We start from the raw sequence: 20,921 nt of genomic DNA on the forward strand, positions 1-20,921 counted from the left end.
TTGGAGGAGAGGCCGCCAGTCATTAGAGTTCCTCTAAATCAGAGAGGCTTTGACCATGGCAAAAGCACCGCTCCACCCGACCGCGGTCGATCATTACAGCGTGCCGCTCCGGGCGCTCCACTGGCTGACGGTGATCGCCATCATCGTCGTCTACGGAGTGACCTATCTGGAGGATTTCTTCGATCGCGGCACCCCTGAGCGCGCCCTCGTCTGGTGGACGCATATCTCGGTGGGGCTCGCGGTCCTCGGCCTTGTCGCGCTGCGCTTCGCGTTTCGCGCCATCGGGCCGGTGCCGCCGCCATCGGCGGCCCTGTCGCGGCCGGTCCATCTGGCCGCGGCCGCGGCGCATGTGCTGCTCTACCTGCTGCTGGTCGCGACGCCTCTGGTCGGCATCTATCTCGCCTTCCTGCGCGGCAATGAGGTGACGTTCTTCGGCCTGTTCACGATCGCCTCGCCGGTGGCGGTCGATCGGGAGGCCGCCCGGCAGGTGAGCGAGCTGCACGAGGTGCTGGCGAACGCGCTGGTCATCCTGGCGCTGCTCCACGCCCTGGCGGCGCTGGCGCATCATTTCGTCCTCCGGGACGACGTGCTGCGCCGCATGCTGCCGGAACGCTGAGTCCGCCGCACCTTGCCGGCCGGCGCTGGGCTTTCGCCCGGCGCCTTGATATGGAGGGCGGGATTGCTGGAGCCGGCGGCGTGCCGCGCGGCGTCCGGAACGTGAGGAGAAGGTCGTGCAGAAGTTCACCACGCTGACCGGCGTCGCGGCGCCGCTGCACCTGGTCAATGTCGACACCGACATGATCATCCCGAAGCAGTATCTGAAGACGATCAAGCGCACCGGGCTCGGCACCGGCCTCTTCGCGGATCTGCGTTACAACGAGGACGGGTCGGACAACCCCGACTTCGTGCTCAACAAGCCGGCCTACAAGGGCGCGCCGATCCTCGTCGCCGGCGACAATTTCGGCTGCGGCTCCTCGCGCGAGCACGCGCCCTGGGCGCTGCTCGACTTCGGCATACGCTGCGTGATCTCCACGTCCTTCGCCGATATCTTCTACAACAACTGCTTCAAGAACGGCATCCTGCCGATCAAGGTCACGCCCGAGCAGCTCGCCGCGCTGTTCGACGATGCCGAGCGCGGCGCCAACGCCAAGATCTCCATCGATCTGGAGAGCCAGACCATCACCGGCCCGGACGGCGGCTCGATCACCTTCGAGATCGACCCGTTCCGCAAGCACTGCCTGCTGAACGGGCTTGACGACATCGGCCTCACCCAGGTGAAGGCGGACAAGATCAAGTCGTTCGAAGCCAAGCTCGCCGAGGACCGCCCCTGGTCGTGAGACGCGTCGGGTGGGACCGGCCTCGGGCGCGAGGCGGGTCACCCCTCGGTGTCGCCCCGGACGGCCGCGGGCTGATCCGGGATCGGGTCAGATCGGGAAGCGCTCCCGGCTCTCCGGCGCCGCCCGCCGCCGGGATGACACGTGAAAAGGCCAAGCATGACCGAGCGCCGTCTCATCTCTTCCGGCTCCGCCTTCGAGGCGGTGGCCGGCTATTCGCGGGCGGTGGTCGACGGGAACGACATCTTCGTCTCCGGCACCACCGGTTACGACTACGCGACCATGGAACTGCCGGAAGGGCTCGTCGAGCAGACCCATGGCTGCTTCCGCAACATCGCCGCGGCGCTGGCGCAGGCGGGTGCCTCGCTCGATGACGTGGTGCGCGTGCGCTATATCGTGGCCCGTGCCGATTTTGCCGAGACGGTCTTCCCGATCTTCGGTCAGTACTTCGCCACGGCGCGGCCCGCCGCCACGCTCATCGTCGCCGGGCTGCTGCAGCCCGAGATGAAGATCGAGATCGAGGTGACGGCCCGCCGTCGAGGCTAGTTGCACGGCCCCGACCAATTTTCGACTTTACAGCGCGGCATTCCCGGGATGGAATCGTTAAAAATAACGAGAACATTCCGGGAGACGCCCCCCATGTGCCACATCTTCGCGGGCCAAGTGCCCTCGACCTATGAGAGCCAGACGCGCTCGGTGCGGATCGGCGGCCATTCGACCTCGATCCGGTTGGAGGCCGCCTTCTGGACCGTGCTTGAAGAGGTTGCCGCCCATCAGGGCATGAGTCTCGGCAAGTTCGTCACCAAGCTGCATGACGAGGTGCTCGACCTGCATGGCGAGGTGCGCAACTTCGCCTCGCTGCTGCGCTGCTCCTGCCTGATCTTCCTGGCCGAGGTCCGCCCGGCGGAAACCGCTCCGGCGATCGCGCGCGAGCGCTATCTGTGCGAGAGCACGCGGCTGCATCTTCAAGCTGCCGAATGACCGTGGCCGGACGGGCGTTCGCGCCCGTCAGCCGCCCCGAAAAGCACATCGTGGTGATGTGTTAGCGGTCTACCACCTCCCGCCCGCCGGGCGGCCTAGCATCGTCCTTATCGGCGGCATTCCCGCCGCGACGAGGTTCAAGGCCGGAGGAGCAGGTGGCGAAGGCCATTCATTCGATGATTCGCGTGCTGGACGAGGCGCGCTCGGTTGACTTCTATTCGCGTGCCTTCGGGTTGGACGTAGCTCAGCGGCTGCCCTTCGACGGTTTCACGCTGGTCTATCTGCGCAACGCGGAAGCCGATTTCGAAGTCGAGCTCACCATCAATCACGACCGGACCGAGCCTTATGTGCTCGGCGACGGCTATGGCCATATCGCCTTCGTGGTGGACGACCTCGACGCCGAGCATGCGCGCTTCACCGATGCCGGCCTCGCCCCCAATCCGATCAAGGAATTCTTCCACGAGGGCATGCTGCTCGCGAAGTTTTTCTTCGTCACCGATCCCGACGGCTACAAGATCGAAGTTCTGCAGAAGCACGGTCGCTACAAATAACGCGTCGAAACGGCGCGAAAGACGTAAATAATACATAAAAATACCTGGGAGGTAACAATGGCAACACTGATCGACAGGCGCGGTCCGTCACGCCGCGCCCTGCTCGCCGGCATCGGAGCGGCCGGCGCGCTCATGGTGAGCGGCGCCGCCGTGCTCAATCCGCGCGAGGCGTGGGGGCTGGAGGTCACCGCCCTCAAGCCCGAGACCATGCGCACGCTGATCGTCATGGCGCGCGACGTCTATCCGCACGACCGCATCGCCGACCGCTTCTACGCCATCGCGATGAAGCCCTACGAGGCCGACGCGGCCAAGGATCCGGCGCTCAAGACGCTGGTGGAGGACGGGGTCATCACCCTCGATACGCTCGCCAAGGCCAATTACGGCGTGCCCTACGCCGATGTCGGCTGGGAGGACCAGCGCGTGGTGCTGCTGCGCGAGATCGAGGACAGCGCCTTCTTCCAGAAGGTGCGCGGGGGCCTCGTGGTCGGCCTCTACAACCAGGAGGAGGTGTGGCCGGTCTTCGGCTATGAGGGCTCCTCGGCCGAAAAGGGCGGTTACATCGACCGCGGCTTCAACGACATCGCCTGGCTCTGAGGGGAGGACGCGATCATGGCTGCACCCTTCGATCTCAATGACGACTCCGTCGTCGTCATCATTGGTTCCGGTGCCGGCGGCGGCACGCTGGGCACCGACCTCGCGCTCAAGGGCATCAAGGTGGTGATGCTGGAAGCCGGCGCGCGCCACAACATGGAAGACTTCGTCAACAACGAGTGGGAGAGCTTCGCCCAGCTAGCCTGGACGGACATGCGCACGACCTCTGGCTCCTGGCGCGTGCACAAGAACTTCCCCAACCTGCCGGCCTGGATCGTCAAGTCGGTCGGCGGCTCCTCCGTGCACTGGGCCGGCGCCTCGCTGCGCCTTCAGGAGCACGAGTTCAAGACCCGCGAGACCTATGGCGATCTCGACGGCGCCAACCTGCTCGACTGGCCGATCACGCTGAAGGAACTCGAGCCCTATTACGCCAAGGCCGAGGACCGGATGGGCGTGACCCGCACCAACGGCATTCCCGGCCTGCCCGGCAACAACAACTTCAAGGTGTTCGAGGCCGGCGCCAAGAAGGTCGGCTACAAGGAAGTCTCGACCGGCCGCATGGCGATCAACAGCGAACCGCGCAACGATCGCGGCGCCTGCCAGCAGATCGGCTTCTGCTTCCAGGGCTGCAAGTCGGGCGCCAAATGGTCGACGCTGATCGCCGAGATTCCGCGCGGCGAGGCCACCGGAAACCTGGAAGTGCGTCCCCAGTCCATGGTGCTCAAGATCGAGCACGATGCCTCCGGCAAGGCGACCGGCGTCGTCTATGTCGACAAGGACGGCAAGACGCAGCGCCAGAAGGCGCGGATCGTGGCGGTGGCCGGCAACTCGATCGAGAGCCCGCGCCTGCTGCTCAACTCGGCGAGCAACATGTTCCCGGACGGGCTCGCCAACTCCTCCGGCCAGGTCGGGCGCAACTACATGCGCCACATGACGGGATCGGTGTACGGCATCTTCGAGAAGCCGGTGCACATGTATCGCGGCACCACCATGGCCGGCATCGTGCGCGACGAGGCGGGGCTCGACACCAAGCGCGGCTTCGTCGGCGGCTACGAGATGGAGACGCTCTCCATCGGCGTGCCGTTCATGGCCGCCTTCCTCGATCCCGGCGGCTGGGGCCGTTCCTTCGCTTCCGCCATGGACGGCTATGCCAACATGGCCGGGCTGTGGATCGTCGGCGAGGACATGCCGCAGGAGACCAACCGCGTCACCCTCAATGCCGAGGTGAAGGACAAGAACGGCATGCCGGTGGCGAACGTGCATTTCGACGATCACCCCAACGACGTCGCCATGCGCAACCACGCCTATGCGCAGGGCGCGGCGATCTACGACTCGGTCGGCGCGACCCGCACCCTGCCGACGCCGCCCTATCCCTCGACGCATAATCTGGGCACCAACCGGATGAGCGAGAAGCCGCGCGACGGCGTGGTGAACAAGCACGGGCAGACCCACGACATCGCGAACCTGTTCGTCTCCGACGGCAGCCAGTTCACCACCGGCGGCGCCGAGAATCCGACGCTGACCATCGTGGCGCTGGCCATCCGCCAGGCCGAGTTCATCGCCGGCGAGATGTCGCGCGGCACGATCTGAGGAGGCCGGTCGCATCCAGTCGTCATCCCGGCCGCAGCGAAGCGGAGAGCCGGGATCGCTGGAAAGCGGAGAGCGATCCCGGCTCTCCGCTTCGCTGCGGCCGGGATGACGGCGGAGCTTCCCTCCGTCACCTCTCGCCAACGGGAACAGGGCTCTCCCCTGTCGTTGCGCCCGTATCTCCTCCCCACCGCCGGCATTCCCCATGCCGGCGGTTCTTTTATCGGCACCCGCGCGCGCGATGCTTGCCAGCGTCGGCGTCTGCCATTAGCACTCGCTCGCCGATCCGGACGTTCGGCAAAGATGCTTACCTAACAGGCGCAGGCGAGGGACCCCGATGGCCACCCACAAGCTCCTTCTTCTTCCCGGCGACGGCATCGGCTCCGAGGTGATGGCCGAGGTGAAGCGGGTCATCGGCTGGCTCGACCAGCGCGGCCTTGCCTCCTTCGCCATCGAGGAAGACCTCGTCGGCGGTGCGGCCTATGATTCCTGCGGCCAGCCGATCTCCGAGGAGGCGATGGCCAAGGCCTTCGCCGCGGACGCGATCCTGCTCGGCGCCGTCGGCGGCCCGAAATGGGACAACGTCGCCTATGAGGCGCGCCCGGAGGCGGGCCTGCTGCGCCTGCGCAAGGACCTGCAGCTTTTCGCCAATCTGCGCCCGGCCGTGTGCTATCCGGCGCTCGCCGACGCTTCCAGCCTGAAGCGCGATCTGGTCGAAGGCCTCGACGTGCTCATCGTGCGCGAGCTGACCGGCGGCGTCTATTTCGGCCAGCCCAAGACCATCACCGACCTCAGCGACGGCCAGAAGCGCGCCGTCGACACCCAGGTCTACGAATCCTACGAGATCGAGCGCATCGCCCGCGTCGCCTTCGAGCTCGCCCGCACCCGCCGCAACAAGGTGGTCTCGACCGAGAAGCACAACGTGATGAAGACCGGCGTGCTGTGGAAGCAGGTGGTGAGCGAGGTGCACGGTTCGGACTACAACGACGTGACGCTGGAGCACCAGCTTGCCGATTCCTGCGGCATGCAGCTCGTGCGGGCGCCCAAGCAGTTCGACGTCATCGTGACCGACAACCTGTTCGGCGACATCCTCTCCGACGTCGCTGCGATGCTGACCGGCTCGCTCGGCATGCTGCCCTCCGCCTCGCTCGGCGCGGTGGAGGAGATTTCCGGCCGCCGCCGCGCGCTCTATGAACCGGTGCATGGCGCCGCTCCGGACATCGCCGGCAAGGGCCTGGCCAATCCCATCGCCATGATCGGCTCGCTCGCCATGGCGCTGCGCTATTCCTTCGGCCTCATCGAGGCGGCCGACCGCGTCGAGGCGGCGATCGCCGGGGTGCTGGCGGGCGGCTTCCGCACGGCGGACATCTATTCCGAGGGCAAGACCCGCGTCGGCACGTCCGGCATGGGCGATGCGATTCTCGGCGAGCTCGAGCGGGCGGCCTGAGGCGGACTGCTTTCGCCGGCCTTCACCGGCCGGCGGCTCCCGCGCGGCAACGGTCCACGAATCAAAAAGCCCGGCGCGAGCCGGGCTTTTTCATGCCAGGGCGGAAGGGCCGCGAATCAGTTCCGCGGCAGGTCGAAGCGGCTCGGCAGCGGCCAGCGGATGCCGGTGATGCCGCCATCGTCGCCGTACTGCGGATAGTAGGGGTGAACCATGTGCACGTAATTCAGGTCGCGCGAAGTGCCGGGCTTCACCACCGGGCCGGGATCGAGGAACGAGCGCGGCGGCAGCTTGCGGATGATGATGCGGTTCTCCTGTGCCTCGGCGGGCGCCGTGGCGATCATGGCGGAGCCGGCAACCAGCGCGGCAAGGGCGAACAGGGCGACACGCATCTCAACCTCCCAGCGACGGTCACGTCACACGACGCGGACGATTACGTCACGATAACAATGAGCGCAACTTATCGTTCCGTCGAGATGAGGGAAGTACTAATTGCGCCGTGCGGCGACGAAATGCGCGGCTTCCACCAGGAGTGTTGCAGCGCTGCCGAAGCCGGCGAGCGCGGCTTCCGCTTCTCGTACCAGTCGTGCCAGTTCGATCCGCGCGCCGTCCACGCCGAGCCGGCCGACCAGCGTGGCCTTGCCAGCGGCGGCGTCCTTGCCCACCGCCTTGCCGACCGTGCCGGCCTCGCCCTCGACGTCGAGCAGGTCGTCGGCGATCTGGAAGGCGCGGCCGACGGCGCGGGCGTAGCGGTCGAGCCGCTCGCGTTCGGCCGGGCTCGCCCGCCCGAGCAGCGCGCCCGCCTCGCAGGCCTGCCGCAGCAGGGCGCCGGTCTTCATCGCCTGAAGCTCGATGATCGCCTCGGCCGGCAAATCGAGCGGGACGCCGTTGCCGAAGCGTCCCTCGGCGGCGAGATCGAGCATCTGGCCGCCGATCATGCCCGCGACGCCGGCCCCGCGCGCGAGGCTGGCGACTAGGGCGATGCGCACGCCGGCATCCGGGCCGGCCTCGTTCCGGGCGAGGATCTCGAAGGCGAGGGTGTGCAGCGCGTCGCCGGCCAGGATGGCGGTCGCCTCGTCATAGGCGCGGTGGACGGTCGGCTGGCCGCGGCGCAGATCGTCATTGTCCATCGCCGGCAGGTCGTCATGCACCAGCGAATAGCAGTGGATGCATTCGAGCGCGGCGGCGGCCGGCATGGCGGCGGCGGCCGGAACGCCGAACAGCGCGGCGGTTTCCACGACGAGGAAGGGGCGCAGCCGCTTGCCGCCGGCCAGGGTGGCATGGCGCATCGCCGCGGCGAGCCTGGCGCCCGGCGCGCCGCTCGTCGCGATGGCATCGTCGATATAGGCGGCGACCGCATCGGCGGTGCGGGCGAGGGCGTCGGCAAGGGGGAGGGCGTCGGCGGCGGACATCGCGGTTTGCGCAGGGACCTTGGGGAAGGGAGAGCGTTTCGTGCCCGAGGCGCGAGGGCGGGTCAAGCGACGCGGGGTGCGGCTCGGTCGACCGCCGCCATCCAGCCGGCTAGTGTAGCCCGGTCGGGGAGTGAACATGGGCGTGTTGTGGGGATGGGTATGGAAGGCGGCCCTTATCGTCGCGCTGGCGCCATTCGGGCTCGGCCTGCTCTATAATCTCGTGCCGGCCTCCTCGACGCTGATGCTGGCGCGCTGGGCGAGTGGACAGCCGGTGGAACGCATCTGGGTGCCGCTCGACGACATCTCGCCCAATCTGATCCGCTCCGTGCTGGCGTCCGAGGATGCGCGCTTCTGCACCCATTCCGGCGTCGACCTCGTCGAGCTGCAGGGCGTGATCGACGAATCGGACGGCTTGAGCGCGCCGCGCGGCGCCTCCACGCTCACCATGCAGCTGGTGAAGAACCTGTTCCTGTGGAACGGGCGCAGCTTCATCCGCAAGGGGCTGGAACTGCCGCTGGCGCTCTATCTCAACGCGGTGATGTCCAAGCGGCGGCAGCTCGAGATCTATCTCAACATCGCCGAATGGGGCCCGAATGGCGAGTTCGGCGCCGAGGCGGGCGCAAGGCGGGCCTTCGGGCGCGGGGCAGGGAGCCTGACACCCCGCCAGGCGGCGCTGCTCGCGGTGATGCTGCCGAACCCGCACAGGCGCGACGCCGGCAAGCCCGGGCGCGGGCTCAACCGGCTGGCCAGCAATCTCCAGGCGCGGCTGCCGCGCGAAGGGGCGGAGCTGACAGCCTGTCTCTGAGCGGAGCAGGGCGGTGTCGCGCGGCGTTTTCGGCCGGCGGTGCGGGAGACACGCGACAGAATTGCGCGAGCCCCTTTCGCTCGCGCGCATGAGTCTGTATAAGCCGCCACTCGAATTACGCACGATCCGGCGCCGGCCCTTCCGACTGGGCGTGAGCCAAGCCGGTACAGGAGAAGACCATGGCAGTTCCGAAGAAGAAAACCAGCCCGTCGCGTCGCGGCATGCGCCGCTCGGCCGACGCCCTCGCCAAGCCGACCTATATCGAGGACAAGGATTCCGGCGAACTGCGCCGTCCGCACCACCTCGATCTGAAGACCGGCATGTACAAGGGCCGTCAGGTCCTCAAGGTCAAGGCCGAGGCCTGATCGGCACCGGCCTCCTGCGGGCCTTGCCTGTCGCATTGCTTGAAGCCGGCCCCTGGGCCGGCTTTTTTGCGTCCGATCCACCGCCTGCCGCCGCCCCGCCATCGTGCGATGGGGTGTCATCGGCTGGTAACCATCCAGACGTTATCGCCTGTCTGGGAGCCCGTCGGGTTGTCGGGCGGCTTACCAGTGTGCGGGAATGATGCTACATCTTATGCGCGTGAAGCTGGGAGCCCATTGTGTTGCGTGACGCGGACGGTCGAGTACGCAGGGGCGTCGCCGGGCTCTTTGTGGTGGCCTTTATGGCCCCCGTCCTTGCCGGTTGCGCCTCCCGCCCCGGCGCGGATGCGCTGAGCGTGATCGAGGGGCCGGAAGCGGGCACCACGGAACACGTCATCCTTGTCGCCTCCTCGCGCGCCCGCGATCCGCAGTCCGGCGTGTTCTATAGCGGCGAGCGGACCCCGGCGCTGAGCTTCGCCAAGGTCGAGATGACCGTTCCGCCCAACCACAAGCCGGGCATGGTGGAATCGCCGAAGCAGTCGCCGCCCAATCCGGCCACCGACATGGTGGTGCGCGAGGCCGTCTATCGCGACACGCCGCAGGAATTCACCCGCGACCTCAAGGGCGAGCTGGCGAAGTGGCCGGCCGGCAAGAGGCAGGCGGTCATCTTCGTTCACGGCTACAACACGCTGTTCTCCGAGGCGCTCTACCGCCTCACCCAGATGGCCGAGGATTCGAAGGCGCCGGGAGTCCCGGTGCTGTTCACCTGGGCCTCGCGCGGCAGCGTCGGTGACTATGTCTACGACAACAACAGCGCCACCGCCGCGCGCGACCGGCTGGAGGAGACCATCCGCCTGGTCTTCGACAGCGGCGCCGACCAGGTGAGCATCGTCGCCCATTCGATGGGGAACTGGGTCACGGTCGAGGCGCTGCGCCAGATCCAGATCTCGGGCAAGCCGCTGCCGGCGAACAAGATCGGCAACATCGTCCTCGCCGCGCCCGATATCGACGTCGACGTCTTCAAGTCCCAGCTCAAACGCTTCGGCAAGCCGGCCAAGCCGTTCATCGTCATCGTCTCGCGCGACGACAAGGCGCTGGCCTTTTCCGACTTCATCGCCGGCGACAAGCCGCGGCTGGGCGCCTACACCAACGACAACGACCTGGTCGAGCTCGGTGCCGTCGTCATCGACATGACCGAGGTGAAGTCGTCCGACGGCCTCAACCACAGCAAATTCGCGCAGCTCGCCGAGATGGCGCCGGAGCTGCGCGGCATGATCATGCGGGCACAGTCGAGGGTCGGTGCCACCACCTCGATCGAAGTGGCGGGCATCCATTTCTCCGGCATTGACAAGATGAGGGCCGCCAGCACGTCGAGCGCGATCGCCGCGACGAAGGAAACCGGAGCCGAGGCGCTGGCGACCGAGGGCACCGGCGAGAGCCTCGTCGTGGTCGAGGAGAACGCACCCATCGTCAGCGCGAGCACGGTCGCGCGCCGGTGAATGGCCGTCGTGCGGCGCGACGCGCGTTGCCCGACGGGGTGGGGGCCCATCGCCTGTTAATTCCCTGCCGCCCTTAACCATTCTTGGGGAGCTTTGCCTGTATCTGCACGATCATGCACCGCTCTCACGCCACCTCAATGAAAACTGCCCATGTCGACGCATGAGACGGTCGCCAAGACAGGCCCGGACGCCTCGCTCCAGCCGGAGGCGATTGCCGATGTCGCACACTCGCTCGGAGCCGCGGCCTATCGCTGGACACTCGAGGACGATCTCTTGCAGTGGAGCGCGGCGGTGGCGGAGGTGCTCGGCGACGAGCGCCTGCCTTTCGCGTGGCGGGGCGCGGACTACGCCGATCTGATCACTCCGGGCTCGGGGCGTTCGCGCCACGAGGCGGCCGTCGCCGCCCTGCAGGTGGGGGCCGCGCCGGGCAGCGATCGCAGCGCCCGTTTCTTCGAGACCGTCTACTGCCTCTCCCTGCCGCCCGGCAGCGCGCCGCGCCGGCTGTGGGTCGAGGATCGCGGCGTGGCCAGCTTCGACGATGACGGCAGGCTGGTCGAGGTCGACGGCTTCCTGCGCCGCCTGTCGGTTGGACGTCCCGTGCGCCCGGCCCAAGGGGGCGGGGTGGAGGCGAAGACCGATCGCCAGCGCCTTGCCGGCCTGCTCGAGGAGCGCCTGGCGTGGGCCCTGGAGGAGGATCGCGAATTCGGCTTCGTGCTGATCGGCGTCGACCGCCTCGGCGACCTCAACGACGCCTACGGCTTCCTCGTCGCCGACGAGGTGATCGACGTCGTCTGGCTGCGCCTGCGGGCCCAGCTCGAGGAGGGCGAGGAGCTTGCCCGTTTCTCCGGCAGCAAGTTCGGTCTCCTGCTGCGGGTGGAATCGGGCGAGGATTTCATGGCCTCCGCGCGGCGCTTCCTCTCGGCGGTGAACCAGACGCCGCCGCGCACCAGCGCGGGCGCCGTCGCCGCCAGCATCTCCGCCGGCGGGCTGATCGTGCCGTCTCAGGGGCGCAATGTGCCGGAGATCTTCTCCCACGCCCAGGACGCGCTCCAGCGGGCGCGGCGCCACGCGCGCGGCTCGATGGAGATGTACTCGCACGCCTTCGACCGTACCGCCGAGCGCCACGCCAATGTGCGCTTCGCCGACGAGATCGTCGGTGCGCTCGGGCAGGACCGGGTGTCGCTCGCCTTCCAGCCGATCGCGCACGGCATCAGCCGCAAGATCGCCTTCTACGAGAGCCTTGCCCGCATCACCGGCCGCGATGGGCGGGTGTTCGACGGTGGTACCGTCATTCCGACGGCGGACCGGTTCGGCCTGACCCGAATGGTCGACTGCCGCGCGATGGCGCTGGCGCTGTCGGCGCTGCGCGCCGATCCGGCGCTGCGGCTTTCGGTGAACGTCTCGCCCGGCTCGATCCACGACGTGGCATGGCTGCAGCTTCTCGAAGAAGGCGCGCAGGCCGGCCTCGGCACGCGGCTGATCATCGAGGTCACGGAAAGTTCCAGCCTGCCGGACATCGAGACGATGCGCTCGCGCATCGCCTGGCTGCGCGGCCATGGCTGCAAGGTGGCGATGGACGATTTCGGCGTCGGCTACACCTCGTTCCGCAACCTGCGCAACCTGCAGGTCGACATGCTGAAGATCGACGGCAGCTTCATCTGCACCATGATGCAGTCGGAAGACGACCGGAGCTTCGTGCGCATGCTGCTCGATCTCGCCGGCCAGCTCGGCATCGAGACGGTGGCGGAATGGGTGCTGGACGAGGAAACCGGCCAGCAACTCGTCGAGTGGGGCTGTACCTATCTGCAGGGGCAGCTCATCGGCCTTCCGGCCTACAGACCCTCTCTCCAGGATGGCCCGCGCGGCCCCTGACCGCGTGGAAACGAGCTTTTGCCGGCGCTTTGCCGGCGGCGCGTCCCGTGCGCGACGTCAGTCCTTCTTGCCGCCTTCGCCGAGCCGGTCGAGGCGCTTTTGCATCTCGGCCACCTGCCGGCGCAGTTCGTCGAAATCGTCCGGCTGGGCGGCGGTCGCCGGCGCGGCCGCGGTATCCTCGGGCCGGCCGTTGGGCAGGAACACCTTGAAGGCGCGATCGAAGATCTCCATGTTCCGGCGAACCTGCTCCTCCAGCACGCCGAAGCCGCCGACGCCGAATGTCTTGGACACCTGCTCGCGCAGATTGTTCTGTTCCTTGCTGAAATTTTCGATCGACATGTCGAGATAGCGCGGCACCAGCATCTGCATGCTGTCGCCGTAGAAGCGGATGATCTGGCGAAGGAAATTGATCGGCAGCAGGTTCTGGCCCTTGCCTTCCTGCTCGAAGATGATCTGCGTCAGAACGGAATGGGTAATGTCCTCCGACGACTTCGCATCATAGACCACGAAGTCTTCGCCATTCTTCACCATCTGCGCGAGGTCTTCGAGCGTCACGTAGGTGCTCGTGCCGGTATTGTAGAGGCGGCGGTTCGCGTACTTCTTGATGGTGACGGGTTCGTTGGATTTTGCCATTGTGATCCTGTCGCCTTGATCGTTTCCCATTGAAAACCCTAGGACGTTTCCCGTCGGACGGCTACAGGAATTGTAGCGGCCGGCGGCCGTTCCCGCCGCCGCGCGGCGCGCCGCGCGAAATCGTGCCCGCAAGAAAATCCGGGCGCCATTGACATGGATCACTTGAGCCCACCACGATGGTGGCACACCTGGAAAACAAGGTGCAGGCACCGGCTCGGAAGCTGCGCCGAATTCGGAACGTACCGGAGGATCCCATTCATGAAAGACGGCATCGTCATCGTCGGCGCCGCGCGCACGGCTGTCGGCGCGTTCAATGGCGCACTGTCCTCGCTGCCGGCGCATGAACTCGGCAAGATCGCGATCACCGCGGCGCTGGAGCGGGCGGGCGTGGCGCCGGAAGAGGTGAGCGAGACCATCATGGGTCAGGTCCTCACCGCGGGGGCGGGCCAGAATCCGGCCCGGCAGGCCTCGGTGGCGGCCGGCATCCCGGTGGAGAGCCCGGCCTGGGGCGTGAACCAGCTCTGCGGCTCGGGCCTCAGGGCCGTCGCGCTCGGCTTTCAGGCGATCCTCAACGGCGACAGCGACATCGTCGTCGCCGGCGGCCAGGAGTCGATGAGCCAGGCGCCGCATTGCGCCTATCTGCGCAGCGGCACCAAGATGGGCAACCTCGAAATGGTCGACACCATGATCAAGGACGGCCTGTGGGACGCCTTCAACGGCTACCACATGGGCACGACCGCCGAGAACGTCGCCCGCCAGTGGCAGATCACCCGCGACCAGCAGGACGACTTCGCCGTCCGCTCGCAGAACAAGGCCGAGGCGGCGCAGAAGGCGGGCCGCTTCAAGGACGAGATCGTCCCGGTCACCATCTCCACCCGCAAGGGCGACATCGTCGTCGCCGACGACGAATACCCGCGCCACGGCGCCACCATCGACAGCATGACCAAGCTGCGCCCGGCCTTCGCCAAGGACGGCACGGTGACGGCGGGCAATGCCTCCGGCATCAATGACGGCGCCGCCGCCGTGGTGCTGATGAGCGCCGCCAAGGCGGCCAGCGCCGGCAAGAAGCCGCTGGCGCGCATCGTGTCCTGGGCGCAGGCGGGCGTCGATCCGGCGATCATGGGCTCGGGCCCGATCCCGGCCTCGCGCCGGGCACTGGAGAAGGCCGGCTGGACCGTCGCCGACCTCGACCTCGTCGAGGCCAACGAGGCCTTCGCCGCCCAGGCCTGCGCGGTGAACAAGGATCTCGGCTGGGACCCCGCGAAGGTGAACGTCAATGGCGGCGCCATCGCCATCGGTCATCCGATCGGTGCCTCGGGCGCGCGCATCCTCACCACGCTGCTCTATGAGATGGAGAAGCGCGACGCCAAGAAGGCGCTCGCCACGCTGTGCATCGGCGGCGGCATGGGCATCGCCATGTGCCTGGAACGCGATTGATGCGGATCAGGCACAGCCCGCACTGGCCGTGACGGATTGAGACGGCAAGACGGTTTTGCCGCCTTGCCGTCACCAAGAATCGACGTACAAGCCGTCGATAGGTTCCCTAGGGAAGGGACGCCAGAGGGGGGAGTGAGATGGTTCGTGTTGCGTTGGTCACGGGCGGCACGCGCGGAATCGGCGCGGCGGTCTGCAAGGCGCTGAAGGCCGCCGGATACCGGGTTGCCGCCAATTACGCCGGCAACGATGCCGCCGCCGCCGCCTTCACCGCCGAGACCGGCATTCCCGCCTTCAAATGGGACGTTTCCGACTTCGAGGCCTGCAAGGCGGGCATCGCCGAGGTGACGGCCGCGCTCGGCCCGGTCGACGTGCTGGTGAACAATGCGGGCATCACGCGGGACGGCATGCTGCACAAGATGGCGCCGGAGCAGTGGCACGCGGTCATCAACACCAATCTGAACTCGGTGTTCAACATGTGCCGCAACGTGATCGAGGGCATGCGCGAGCGCAATTTCGGGCGCATCGTGACGGTCTCGTCGATCAACGGCCAGAAGGGCCAGATGGGCCAGACCAACTATTCCGCCGCCAAGGCCGGCGAGATCGGCTTCACCAAGGCGCTGGCGCAGGAGAACGCCCGCAAGGGCATCACCGTGAACGCCATCTGCCCGGGCTATATCGGCACCGAGATGGTGCGGGCGATGCCGCAGGAGGTGCTGGACAAGCACGTTCTGCCGCAGATACCGGTGGGCCGGCTCGGCGAGCCGGAGGAGATCGCGCGCTGCGTCGTCTTCCTGGCCGCCGACGATGCGGGCTTCATCACCGGCTCGACCCTGACCGCCAATGGCGGCCAGTACATGATGTGAGAGCCTGACCTGTCATCCGCTTCCCTCATCCCCGGGCTTGACCCGGGGACCCAGCCTTCACGCATCCACTAGGCGGAAAGTCTGGGTGGCCGGGTCAAGCCCGGCCATGAGGCACTGAGAGAGAACGTGCTGACCGGCGACCTCCGGCGTGACAGGCCGGCGCTCTAACCCGATGCCCTACCGCTAGAGGCCTATTTGATCGAGATCACCTTGCCGTCCACGGCATTGATCTCGATCTCCATCTTCTTTCCCTGGGCATCGAGGCCCTCGGCTTCCCATTTGGACAGGCCCTTCTCGTGCTCGTGCTCGAGCTTGGCGACCGTCGCCATGCCGTTGGCGCGCACGATCACCAGTGCCTCGTCGATGCCGATGGCGGCCTGCGCGAATGCCGCCGTGGACAGCAGGGCGAAGGCGAGAATCAGGGCCGGGCGCGTCATCGGAGTTCTCCTCGGGTAGCCTGAAGGGGATTGCCCTAAGGTAAGGCCTGGCGACGACGGCGTCCATCGGTGGGCGCTGGGTGGAGAGACGCTTGGCGGGCGGATGGGTAGCGGCCATAAGGGGCCGTCCGATTCGAAGGTCCCCCCGCATGTCCCGTTCCTCCGCCACGCTCATCGGCTTCACCGCCATCCTGCTCTGGTCGACGCTGGCGCTCGCCACCTCCTCGACCGGCGCGGTGCCGCCCTTCCTGCTGACCGCGCTGACCTTCGCCATCGGCGGCGGCGTCGGGCTGGCGACGGCCATGGCGCGCGGCGTCGGGCTCTCGGTGCTGCGCCAGCCCTGGCCGGTCTGGCTGCACGGCGTCGGCGGGCTGTTCGGCTATCACTTCTTCTATTTTTCGGCCCTGAAGCTGGCGCCGCCGGCCGAGGCGGGCCTCATCGCCTATCTCTGGCCGCTGCTCATCGTGCTGTTCTCCGCCTTCCTGCCGGGCGAGAGGCTGCGTCCGGCGCATATTGGCGGGGCGCTGATGGGGCTCGCCGGCACGGTGGTGCTGCTCGGCGGCCGGGCCGGCGGTTTCGGCTTCGAGCCGGAATATGTGCCGGGCTATCTCGCGGCGGCGGCCTGCGCGGTGATCTGGTCGGTCTATTCGGTGGCCTCGCGTCATTTCGCCAACGTGCCGACCGAGGTGGTCGCCGGCTTCTGCCTCGCCACGGCGGGGCTTTCGGCGCTCTGCCACGCGATGTTCGAGCCGTCCATCTGGCCGGCCGGGGCGGGGCAGTGGCTCGCCGTCGCGGCGCTCGGCATCGGTCCGGTCGGCATCGCCTTCTACACCTGGGACATCGGCATGAAGCGCGGCGACATCCGCCTGCTCGGCGTCACCTCCTACGCGGCGCCGGTACTGTCCACGCTGCTGCTGGTGGCGGCGGGCTTCGCCGCGCCGAGCTGGACGCTCGCCATCGCCTGCGCGCTCATCGTCGGCGGGGCCGCCGCGGCGACGCTGCTGGCGCGCCGCTGAGCCTGGTCAGCCCGGCGACCAGCCGGGGGCGGCCAGCTCGAAGCCGGCGAATTCGAAGCCCGGCGCCACGGTGCAGCCGATCAGCGTCCATTCCCCGCAGCTGCGGGCCGATTGCCAGGCATCCTGCGGGACGATGTGCTGCGGCTCCTCGCCCTCGATCATGCCGGGGCCGAGGAGCCGCGACATGATCGGGCCGGCATCTTCCAGCGCGATCCGCAGTTCGAGCGGCGCGCCGGCATACCAGTGCCAGACCTCCACGGCGTCGACCCGGTGCCAGTGGGAGACCTCGCCGGCATTCAATAGATAATAGATGGCGGTGGAGACCGAACGGCCCTCCGCCGTGCGCCGCGCGTCGCGGAAGGTCTCGCGGAAATGACCGCCTTCCGGATGCGGCGCGAGCGCCAGCCGGGCGATGACCTCCTGCGCGGAAAGCCCGTCCCATCCCATGGCGAGCCTCAGCCGCGGAAGCTGTTCTTGAGGCTGCGCAGCTCGGTGAAGACGGCGCCGGGCTCGGCGCCGGGCAGGCCGATGCGCGCGGCGAGCTCGGGGTCGTCCGCCCGCAGGAAGGGATTGGTGGTCTTCTCCGCGCCGATGGTCGTGGGCAAGGTGGGCTTGCCGGCGGCGCGCAGCGCCTCGACCTCCTTCAGCCGGGCGGCGAGCTCGGCATTGTCCGGGTCGACGCTGAGCGCGAAGCGGGCGTTGGAGAGGGTGTATTCGTGCCCGCAATAGACCGAGATGTCGTCGGGCAGGGTGCGCAGGCGCGCCAGCGATTCCCACAGGACCGGCGGGTCGCATTCGAAGGGCCTGCCGCAGCCCATGACGAACAGCGTGTCGCCGGAGAACAGCAGGCGCTCGTCCTCGAACAGGAAGACGATGTGGCCCTTGGTGTGGCCGGGCGTTTCCATCACCCGGCCGACCAGGCTGCCGACCGCGACGGGGTCGCCATCCACCACCGCGAAGTCGAGACCGGGAATGGTGTCGCGCTCCGCCTTCGGGCCGATCACCGTGGCGCCGAAGCGTTCCTTCAGCGCCTGCACGCCGGCGATGTGGTCGGTGTGATGGTGGGTGACGAGGATGTGCGTCAGCGTCCAGTCCTCGCGCTCCAGCGCGGCGAGGATCGGCGCCACCTCCGGCGCGTCGATGACGGCCGTCGCTTCCGTCACGGGATCGCGCAGCAGCACCGCGTAATTGTCGGCGAGGCAGGGGATGAGCCGCAGTTCGACCGGCATGGTGTTCCTCTGGATGCCTTACCTCGGAGGTGGCGGGGCGGCCGCGGCCGCCGCCGTCAGTCTAGTGCAGGGCCAGACGATGCGTCAGCGGCATTCCTGCGCGGCATGGTCGATGGCGGCGGAGACGCCGCTCAGCGAATAGGTGTCGGTGGTGACGTTGCCGCGCGTCGACGTGCTCTTCACCACCACGTCGCGTCCCTTGCGCATGGCGTCGACGAGGCGGGTTTCCTCCGCGACGTTGCGCACCCAGGCGCCGGTGCCGCGGGTGTAGAGGTCGAAGCTCGCCGGGCCGATGGTGAGAGTGGCGTCGGTGCCTTCCTTCAGCGGGAAGCCCATGACCACGCTGACTTCGCCCTTCACATTCTCGGCGGTGCGGGTCGAGACGAAGAAATAGGCGGGATCGCGGGCCAGACCGGCCGGCAGCCGGGTCTTCGGCTGGGAGAGGGCGTAGCAGATCTTGCCGCTGCCGCTGGTGTCCAGATAGACGCCCCAGTCGCCGAACTGTCCGACAAGCTTGGGCGCACCCTGGGCGCTGGCGCAGCTCGCGCCGATCATTGCCAGTGCCATACCGGCGAGTGCCGCGCGCACGGTGCGTCGTGCCATGGTCTCTGTCCTCCGTGTCGTCCGCCGCGATGCGGCTCGCAGTGATTCTCCGTTCAGGTCGCCCCAGGGATATCCGCCCGACTCGCGGCTGTGAACCCTTGGCATCCCAAAGCGGAGGCTTTGCTGTTCAAATGCCCGAAGGCGGGCGGCGAATTGAAGGCATGGTTAACAGTTTCCTGCCGTTGTGCCCCAGTAAGATACCGTTATCGAGAGAGGGGTTCAGTTCCCACGCAGCTGCTCGAGCGCGGCATGGGCGGCCGCGCGGTGATCCGGGCCGATATGGCCGGCGAGCAGGTTGAGCGCGGCTGCCAGCACAGCCGCGTCGTCGGTGAAGCCGAGCCCGAGGAAGAAGTCGGGGACCGCGTCGGCGGGCAGCAGGAAATAGGCGAGGGCGCCGAACAGCAGCGCCCGCACGCGGGTCGGCGTGCGGCTGTCGAGCGCGCAGTAATAGGCCGCCGCCGCGTCCTCGGCGAAGGGGATGCGCGCGGCACCGGCCGCCAGCTTGCGCCAGAAGCCGGCACGCACCCGCGCCTCGTCCTTCGGGCTGGCGCTGAGCGCTTCGATATCCTCGATGTTGAACGTCCGGTCGGTAGGGCGGGCCATGCAGATCTCCTGACCAAGCCTGTCGAAAGCCGCTGGTCATGTCCCCACATGGTTGCGGCCGTGCGTCTTCGCAATGTCGCGCCGGGCCTACATCAGCGGATAGGCGGCCTCGACGCGGTAGGGCCCGCCGCCCACCGAATCACGCGAGGAATAGAGCACGAATCGCGAGACCTCGAAGGTCGGACTGCGGAAATAGCCGCGCAGGGCGAGATAGTCGGCGACCTGGCGCGGGGCGGCGTCGCGCAGCCGGGCGAGGGTGACGTGCGGGCGGAAATTGCGCGCTTCCGGCGGCAGGCCGATGCGCTTCATCGCCCGCTCATGCTCGGCATGAAGATCGTTCAGCGCCTCATTGGCCTTCACGCCGACGAAGATGGAATGCGGCTTGTGATTGCCGAACTGGTCCACCCCCGAGAGCGTGAGATCGAAGCCGAAGCGGTCGATCTCGTCGAGCGCGGCGGCGGCATCGCGGGCGACCGCATGGTCGACATCGCCGATGAAGCGCAGCGTGACGTGGTAGAATTCCGGGCTGATCCAGCGGGCGCCGGGCAGGCCGCCCCGCAACATGGACAGTTGCTCGGCGACGTCGCTCGGAATTTCGAGGGCGGTGAAGAGCCGCGGCATGACCCCCTCCTATGAGTTGCCGGCCAGGAAACCCGTCACCGATTGAGACGGATTCGCGCGCCGAGGAAAAGCTGAAAATGCGACAGGCAAAACACAGGCCGTCGCGGCATTGTGCGGTGGGGTGACGATTCTCCACTCAGGCTGACGAGGGGCTCGCAACCCTATATGGTGAGGCACGATGAACGAATCGACCGAAGATGCCGAACTTTTCACCCCTGCCGAGGCATCGGCGGGACCCGTCAACTTCGCCAGCATCGGCTCGATCTACCGCTATCCGGTGAAGGGCCTGACGCCCGAACGGATGGAACTGGTCGAGCTGGAGGCGGGGAAGTATTTTCCCGGCGACCGGCTCTACGCCATCGAGAACGGGCCCTCGGGCTTCATTCCCGAGGCGCCGGCCTTCCAGCCCAAGATCAAGTTCCTGATGCTGATGCGCAACGAGCGCCTCGCCGCGCTCGATGCCCGCTATGACGACGTGACGGCCGAACTCGTGATCCGCCACGAAGGCGGCGAGGTCGCGCGTGGAAAGCTCGATACGCCGGAGGGATGCGAGGCCATCGAGGCCTTCTTCCAGCGCTATTCGCGCTACGAGCTGCGCGGTGCGCCGCGCGTGCTGGCCGCGCCGCAGGGGTTCCGCTTCGTCGACACGACGGAGGGGTTCATCTCGTTGATCAACCTCGCGAGTTGCCGGGCGCTGGGCGACATCATCGGCCAGCCGGTCGATCCGCTGCGCTTCCGCGCCAATTTCTATCTCGACGGCATGGAGCCGTGGGAGGAGTTCGATCTCGTCGGTCACACGATCGAGGTCGGCAACCAGGTGCGGCTGAAGGTATCGCAGCGAATCTTCCGCTGTGCCGCGACCAATGTCGACCCGCACACCGCCCGGCGGGACATGGACGTGCCCGGCACGCTGATGCGCACCTTCGGCCATACCGATTGCGGCATCTTCGCCGAGGTGGAGCAGGGCGGGCTGATCGCGGAAGGCGATTCGGTACGCATCACCGTCTGAGCGGCTCGTGCCGGGACCGGCGCGGTGCGGCG

At 67.6% G+C, this 20,921-nt stretch carries 25 protein-coding genes; 16 read left to right on the top strand and 9 right to left on the bottom strand.

Annotated features, from left to right (window positions below; translation table 11 throughout):
* Positions 1-55: 55 nt before the first annotated feature.
* The 8 genes from AC1PZ7_RS08550 (at position 56) to leuB (ending at position 6,491) form a co-directional block, all read left to right on the top strand.
* Positions 56-616 carry a cytochrome b gene (locus tag AC1PZ7_RS08550; protein ID WP_482359049.1) on the top strand — a complete coding sequence of 187 codons (561 nt, stop codon included), beginning with the start codon at positions 56-58 and terminating at the stop codon, positions 614-616.
* Positions 617-731: 115 nt separating this feature from the next.
* Positions 732-1,337 carry a 3-isopropylmalate dehydratase small subunit gene (gene leuD / locus AC1PZ7_RS08555; protein ID WP_482359050.1) on the top strand — a complete coding sequence of 202 codons (606 nt, stop codon included), beginning with the start codon at positions 732-734 and terminating at the stop codon, positions 1,335-1,337.
* Between the two features lie 156 nt (positions 1,338-1,493).
* Positions 1,494-1,880, top strand: a complete 387-nt coding sequence (locus AC1PZ7_RS08560) for a RidA family protein (protein WP_482359051.1) — start codon at positions 1,494-1,496, stop codon at positions 1,878-1,880.
* Between the two features lie 93 nt (positions 1,881-1,973).
* Entirely contained in the window at positions 1,974-2,315 is a 342-nt protein-coding gene (locus AC1PZ7_RS08565) for a ribbon-helix-helix domain-containing protein (protein WP_482359052.1), read from the top strand.
* Positions 2,316-2,470: 155 nt separating this feature from the next.
* On the top strand, positions 2,471-2,866 hold the full coding sequence (locus AC1PZ7_RS08570; protein ID WP_482359053.1) for a VOC family protein: 396 nt from the start codon (positions 2,471-2,473) through the stop codon (positions 2,864-2,866).
* A gap of 57 nt (positions 2,867-2,923) precedes the next feature.
* Positions 2,924-3,460, top strand: a complete 537-nt coding sequence (locus AC1PZ7_RS08575) for a Twin-arginine translocation pathway signal (RefSeq protein WP_482359054.1) — start codon at positions 2,924-2,926, stop codon at positions 3,458-3,460.
* 15 nt (positions 3,461-3,475) lie between these two features.
* On the top strand, positions 3,476-5,047 hold the full coding sequence (locus AC1PZ7_RS08580) for a GMC family oxidoreductase (protein WP_482359055.1): 1,572 nt from the start codon (positions 3,476-3,478) through the stop codon (positions 5,045-5,047).
* A 334-nt stretch (positions 5,048-5,381) separates the two neighbouring features.
* Positions 5,382-6,491: a 3-isopropylmalate dehydrogenase gene (gene leuB, locus AC1PZ7_RS08585; protein WP_482359056.1), complete on the top strand. Its 1,110-nt coding sequence runs from the start codon at positions 5,382-5,384 to the stop codon at positions 6,489-6,491.
* A 116-nt stretch (positions 6,492-6,607) separates the two neighbouring features.
* Here the strand turns inward: leuB and AC1PZ7_RS08590 are convergent, their stop codons facing one another.
* Both AC1PZ7_RS08590 and AC1PZ7_RS08595 read right to left on the bottom strand, forming a co-directional pair.
* A complete protein-coding gene (locus tag AC1PZ7_RS08590; protein ID WP_482359057.1) occupies positions 6,608-6,880 on the bottom strand; it encodes a hypothetical protein in 273 nt (90 codons plus the stop codon).
* Positions 6,881-6,976: 96 nt separating this feature from the next.
* A complete protein-coding gene (locus tag AC1PZ7_RS08595) occupies positions 6,977-7,900 on the bottom strand; it encodes a polyprenyl synthetase family protein (protein ID WP_482359058.1) in 924 nt (307 codons plus the stop codon).
* A 136-nt stretch (positions 7,901-8,036) separates the two neighbouring features.
* Between AC1PZ7_RS08595 and AC1PZ7_RS08600 the strand changes: the two genes are divergently transcribed.
* The 4 genes from AC1PZ7_RS08600 (at position 8,037) to AC1PZ7_RS08615 (ending at position 12,438) form a co-directional block, all read left to right on the top strand.
* Entirely contained in the window at positions 8,037-8,705 is a 669-nt protein-coding gene (locus tag AC1PZ7_RS08600) for a transglycosylase domain-containing protein (protein ID WP_482359059.1), read from the top strand.
* 179 nt (positions 8,706-8,884) lie between these two features.
* Complete coding sequence (gene rpmF, locus AC1PZ7_RS08605) at positions 8,885-9,070, top strand: 50S ribosomal protein L32 (protein ID WP_018387408.1); 186 nt, start codon at positions 8,885-8,887, stop codon at positions 9,068-9,070.
* Between the two features lie 299 nt (positions 9,071-9,369).
* On the top strand, positions 9,370-10,566 hold the full coding sequence (locus AC1PZ7_RS08610) for an alpha/beta hydrolase (protein ID WP_482359060.1): 1,197 nt from the start codon (positions 9,370-9,372) through the stop codon (positions 10,564-10,566).
* 150 nt (positions 10,567-10,716) lie between these two features.
* Positions 10,717-12,438 (top strand): EAL domain-containing protein, encoded by a 1,722-nt coding sequence (locus AC1PZ7_RS08615; protein ID WP_482359061.1) that lies wholly within the window; start codon positions 10,717-10,719, stop codon positions 12,436-12,438.
* A 57-nt stretch (positions 12,439-12,495) separates the two neighbouring features.
* On the opposite strand, the gene phaR is transcribed toward AC1PZ7_RS08615, so the two are convergent.
* Positions 12,496-13,071: a polyhydroxyalkanoate synthesis repressor PhaR gene (phaR, locus tag AC1PZ7_RS08620; RefSeq protein WP_482359062.1), complete on the bottom strand. Its 576-nt coding sequence runs from the start codon at positions 13,069-13,071 to the stop codon at positions 12,496-12,498.
* Positions 13,072-13,329: 258 nt separating this feature from the next.
* Between phaR and AC1PZ7_RS08625 the strand changes: the two genes are divergently transcribed.
* Both AC1PZ7_RS08625 and phbB read left to right on the top strand, forming a co-directional pair.
* On the top strand, positions 13,330-14,508 hold the full coding sequence (locus AC1PZ7_RS08625) for an acetyl-CoA C-acetyltransferase (RefSeq protein ID WP_482359063.1): 1,179 nt from the start codon (positions 13,330-13,332) through the stop codon (positions 14,506-14,508).
* Positions 14,509-14,645: 137 nt separating this feature from the next.
* Positions 14,646-15,371, top strand: coding sequence for an acetoacetyl-CoA reductase (phbB, locus tag AC1PZ7_RS08630; RefSeq protein WP_482359064.1), 726 nt, complete (start codon positions 14,646-14,648; stop codon positions 15,369-15,371).
* A 191-nt stretch (positions 15,372-15,562) separates the two neighbouring features.
* Here the strand turns inward: phbB and AC1PZ7_RS08635 are convergent, their stop codons facing one another.
* Entirely contained in the window at positions 15,563-15,808 is a 246-nt protein-coding gene (locus AC1PZ7_RS08635; RefSeq protein ID WP_482359065.1) for a PepSY domain-containing protein, read from the bottom strand.
* Positions 15,809-15,957: 149 nt separating this feature from the next.
* Between AC1PZ7_RS08635 and yddG the strand changes: the two genes are divergently transcribed.
* On the top strand, positions 15,958-16,824 hold the full coding sequence (gene yddG, locus AC1PZ7_RS08640) for an aromatic amino acid exporter YddG (RefSeq protein ID WP_482359066.1): 867 nt from the start codon (positions 15,958-15,960) through the stop codon (positions 16,822-16,824).
* A gap of 6 nt (positions 16,825-16,830) precedes the next feature.
* On the opposite strand, the gene AC1PZ7_RS08645 is transcribed toward yddG, so the two are convergent.
* From AC1PZ7_RS08645 to thpR, 5 genes are all read right to left on the bottom strand, one after another.
* A complete protein-coding gene (locus AC1PZ7_RS08645; protein WP_482359067.1) occupies positions 16,831-17,271 on the bottom strand; it encodes a cupin domain-containing protein in 441 nt (146 codons plus the stop codon).
* 8 nt (positions 17,272-17,279) lie between these two features.
* Positions 17,280-18,053, bottom strand: a complete 774-nt coding sequence (gene gloB, locus AC1PZ7_RS08650) for a hydroxyacylglutathione hydrolase (RefSeq protein ID WP_482359068.1) — start codon at positions 18,051-18,053, stop codon at positions 17,280-17,282.
* An 84-nt stretch (positions 18,054-18,137) separates the two neighbouring features.
* The gene (locus AC1PZ7_RS08655) at positions 18,138-18,656 is read right to left on the bottom strand and encodes an invasion associated locus B family protein (RefSeq protein WP_482359069.1); all 519 of its coding nucleotides are present in this window, start codon (positions 18,654-18,656) and stop codon (positions 18,138-18,140) included.
* A gap of 219 nt (positions 18,657-18,875) precedes the next feature.
* Positions 18,876-19,259, bottom strand: a complete 384-nt coding sequence (locus tag AC1PZ7_RS08660) for a YkvA family protein (RefSeq protein WP_482359070.1) — start codon at positions 19,257-19,259, stop codon at positions 18,876-18,878.
* Between the two features lie 87 nt (positions 19,260-19,346).
* Complete coding sequence (gene thpR / locus AC1PZ7_RS08665; protein ID WP_482359071.1) at positions 19,347-19,880, bottom strand: RNA 2',3'-cyclic phosphodiesterase; 534 nt, start codon at positions 19,878-19,880, stop codon at positions 19,347-19,349.
* Positions 19,881-20,058: 178 nt separating this feature from the next.
* Between thpR and AC1PZ7_RS08670 the strand changes: the two genes are divergently transcribed.
* The gene (locus tag AC1PZ7_RS08670; protein ID WP_482359072.1) at positions 20,059-20,889 is read left to right on the top strand and encodes an MOSC domain-containing protein; all 831 of its coding nucleotides are present in this window, start codon (positions 20,059-20,061) and stop codon (positions 20,887-20,889) included.
* The last annotated feature ends 32 nt before the right edge of the window (positions 20,890-20,921 follow it).

Source organism: Ancylobacter sp. TW_SC_1 (assembly GCF_056836805.1).

Excerpts from the sequence above, each read along its gene's own strand:
- AC1PZ7_RS08550 (WP_482359049.1), top strand. The coding sequence starts at position 56 with ATGGCAAAAGCACCGCTCCACCCGACCGCGGTCGATCATTACAGCGTG.
- AC1PZ7_RS08560 (WP_482359051.1), top strand. The coding sequence starts at position 1,494 with ATGACCGAGCGCCGTCTCATCTCTTCCGGCTCCGCCTTCGAGGCGGTG.
- AC1PZ7_RS08565 (WP_482359052.1), top strand. The coding sequence starts at position 1,974 with ATGTGCCACATCTTCGCGGGCCAAGTGCCCTCGACCTATGAGAGCCAG.
- AC1PZ7_RS08575 (WP_482359054.1), top strand. The coding sequence starts at position 2,924 with ATGGCAACACTGATCGACAGGCGCGGTCCGTCACGCCGCGCCCTGCTC.
- AC1PZ7_RS08580 (WP_482359055.1), top strand. The coding sequence starts at position 3,476 with ATGGCTGCACCCTTCGATCTCAATGACGACTCCGTCGTCGTCATCATT.
- leuB (WP_482359056.1), top strand. The coding sequence starts at position 5,382 with ATGGCCACCCACAAGCTCCTTCTTCTTCCCGGCGACGGCATCGGCTCC.
- AC1PZ7_RS08590 (WP_482359057.1), bottom strand. The coding sequence starts at position 6,880 with ATGCGTGTCGCCCTGTTCGCCCTTGCCGCGCTGGTTGCCGGCTCCGCC.
- AC1PZ7_RS08595 (WP_482359058.1), bottom strand. The coding sequence starts at position 7,900 with ATGTCCGCCGCCGACGCCCTCCCCCTTGCCGACGCCCTCGCCCGCACC.
- AC1PZ7_RS08600 (WP_482359059.1), top strand. The coding sequence starts at position 8,037 with ATGGGCGTGTTGTGGGGATGGGTATGGAAGGCGGCCCTTATCGTCGCG.
- rpmF (WP_018387408.1), top strand. The coding sequence starts at position 8,885 with ATGGCAGTTCCGAAGAAGAAAACCAGCCCGTCGCGTCGCGGCATGCGC.
- AC1PZ7_RS08610 (WP_482359060.1), top strand. The coding sequence starts at position 9,370 with ATGGCCCCCGTCCTTGCCGGTTGCGCCTCCCGCCCCGGCGCGGATGCG.
- AC1PZ7_RS08615 (WP_482359061.1), top strand. The coding sequence starts at position 10,717 with ATGTCGACGCATGAGACGGTCGCCAAGACAGGCCCGGACGCCTCGCTC.
- phaR (WP_482359062.1), bottom strand. The coding sequence starts at position 13,071 with ATGGCAAAATCCAACGAACCCGTCACCATCAAGAAGTACGCGAACCGC.
- AC1PZ7_RS08625 (WP_482359063.1), top strand. The coding sequence starts at position 13,330 with ATGAAAGACGGCATCGTCATCGTCGGCGCCGCGCGCACGGCTGTCGGC.
- phbB (WP_482359064.1), top strand. The coding sequence starts at position 14,646 with ATGGTTCGTGTTGCGTTGGTCACGGGCGGCACGCGCGGAATCGGCGCG.
- AC1PZ7_RS08635 (WP_482359065.1), bottom strand. The coding sequence starts at position 15,808 with ATGACGCGCCCGGCCCTGATTCTCGCCTTCGCCCTGCTGTCCACGGCG.
- yddG (WP_482359066.1), top strand. The coding sequence starts at position 15,958 with ATGTCCCGTTCCTCCGCCACGCTCATCGGCTTCACCGCCATCCTGCTC.
- AC1PZ7_RS08645 (WP_482359067.1), bottom strand. The coding sequence starts at position 17,271 with ATGGGATGGGACGGGCTTTCCGCGCAGGAGGTCATCGCCCGGCTGGCG.
- gloB (WP_482359068.1), bottom strand. The coding sequence starts at position 18,053 with ATGCCGGTCGAACTGCGGCTCATCCCCTGCCTCGCCGACAATTACGCG.
- AC1PZ7_RS08655 (WP_482359069.1), bottom strand. The coding sequence starts at position 18,656 with ATGGCACGACGCACCGTGCGCGCGGCACTCGCCGGTATGGCACTGGCA.
- AC1PZ7_RS08660 (WP_482359070.1), bottom strand. The coding sequence starts at position 19,259 with ATGGCCCGCCCTACCGACCGGACGTTCAACATCGAGGATATCGAAGCG.
- thpR (WP_482359071.1), bottom strand. The coding sequence starts at position 19,880 with ATGCCGCGGCTCTTCACCGCCCTCGAAATTCCGAGCGACGTCGCCGAG.
- AC1PZ7_RS08670 (WP_482359072.1), top strand. The coding sequence starts at position 20,059 with ATGAACGAATCGACCGAAGATGCCGAACTTTTCACCCCTGCCGAGGCA.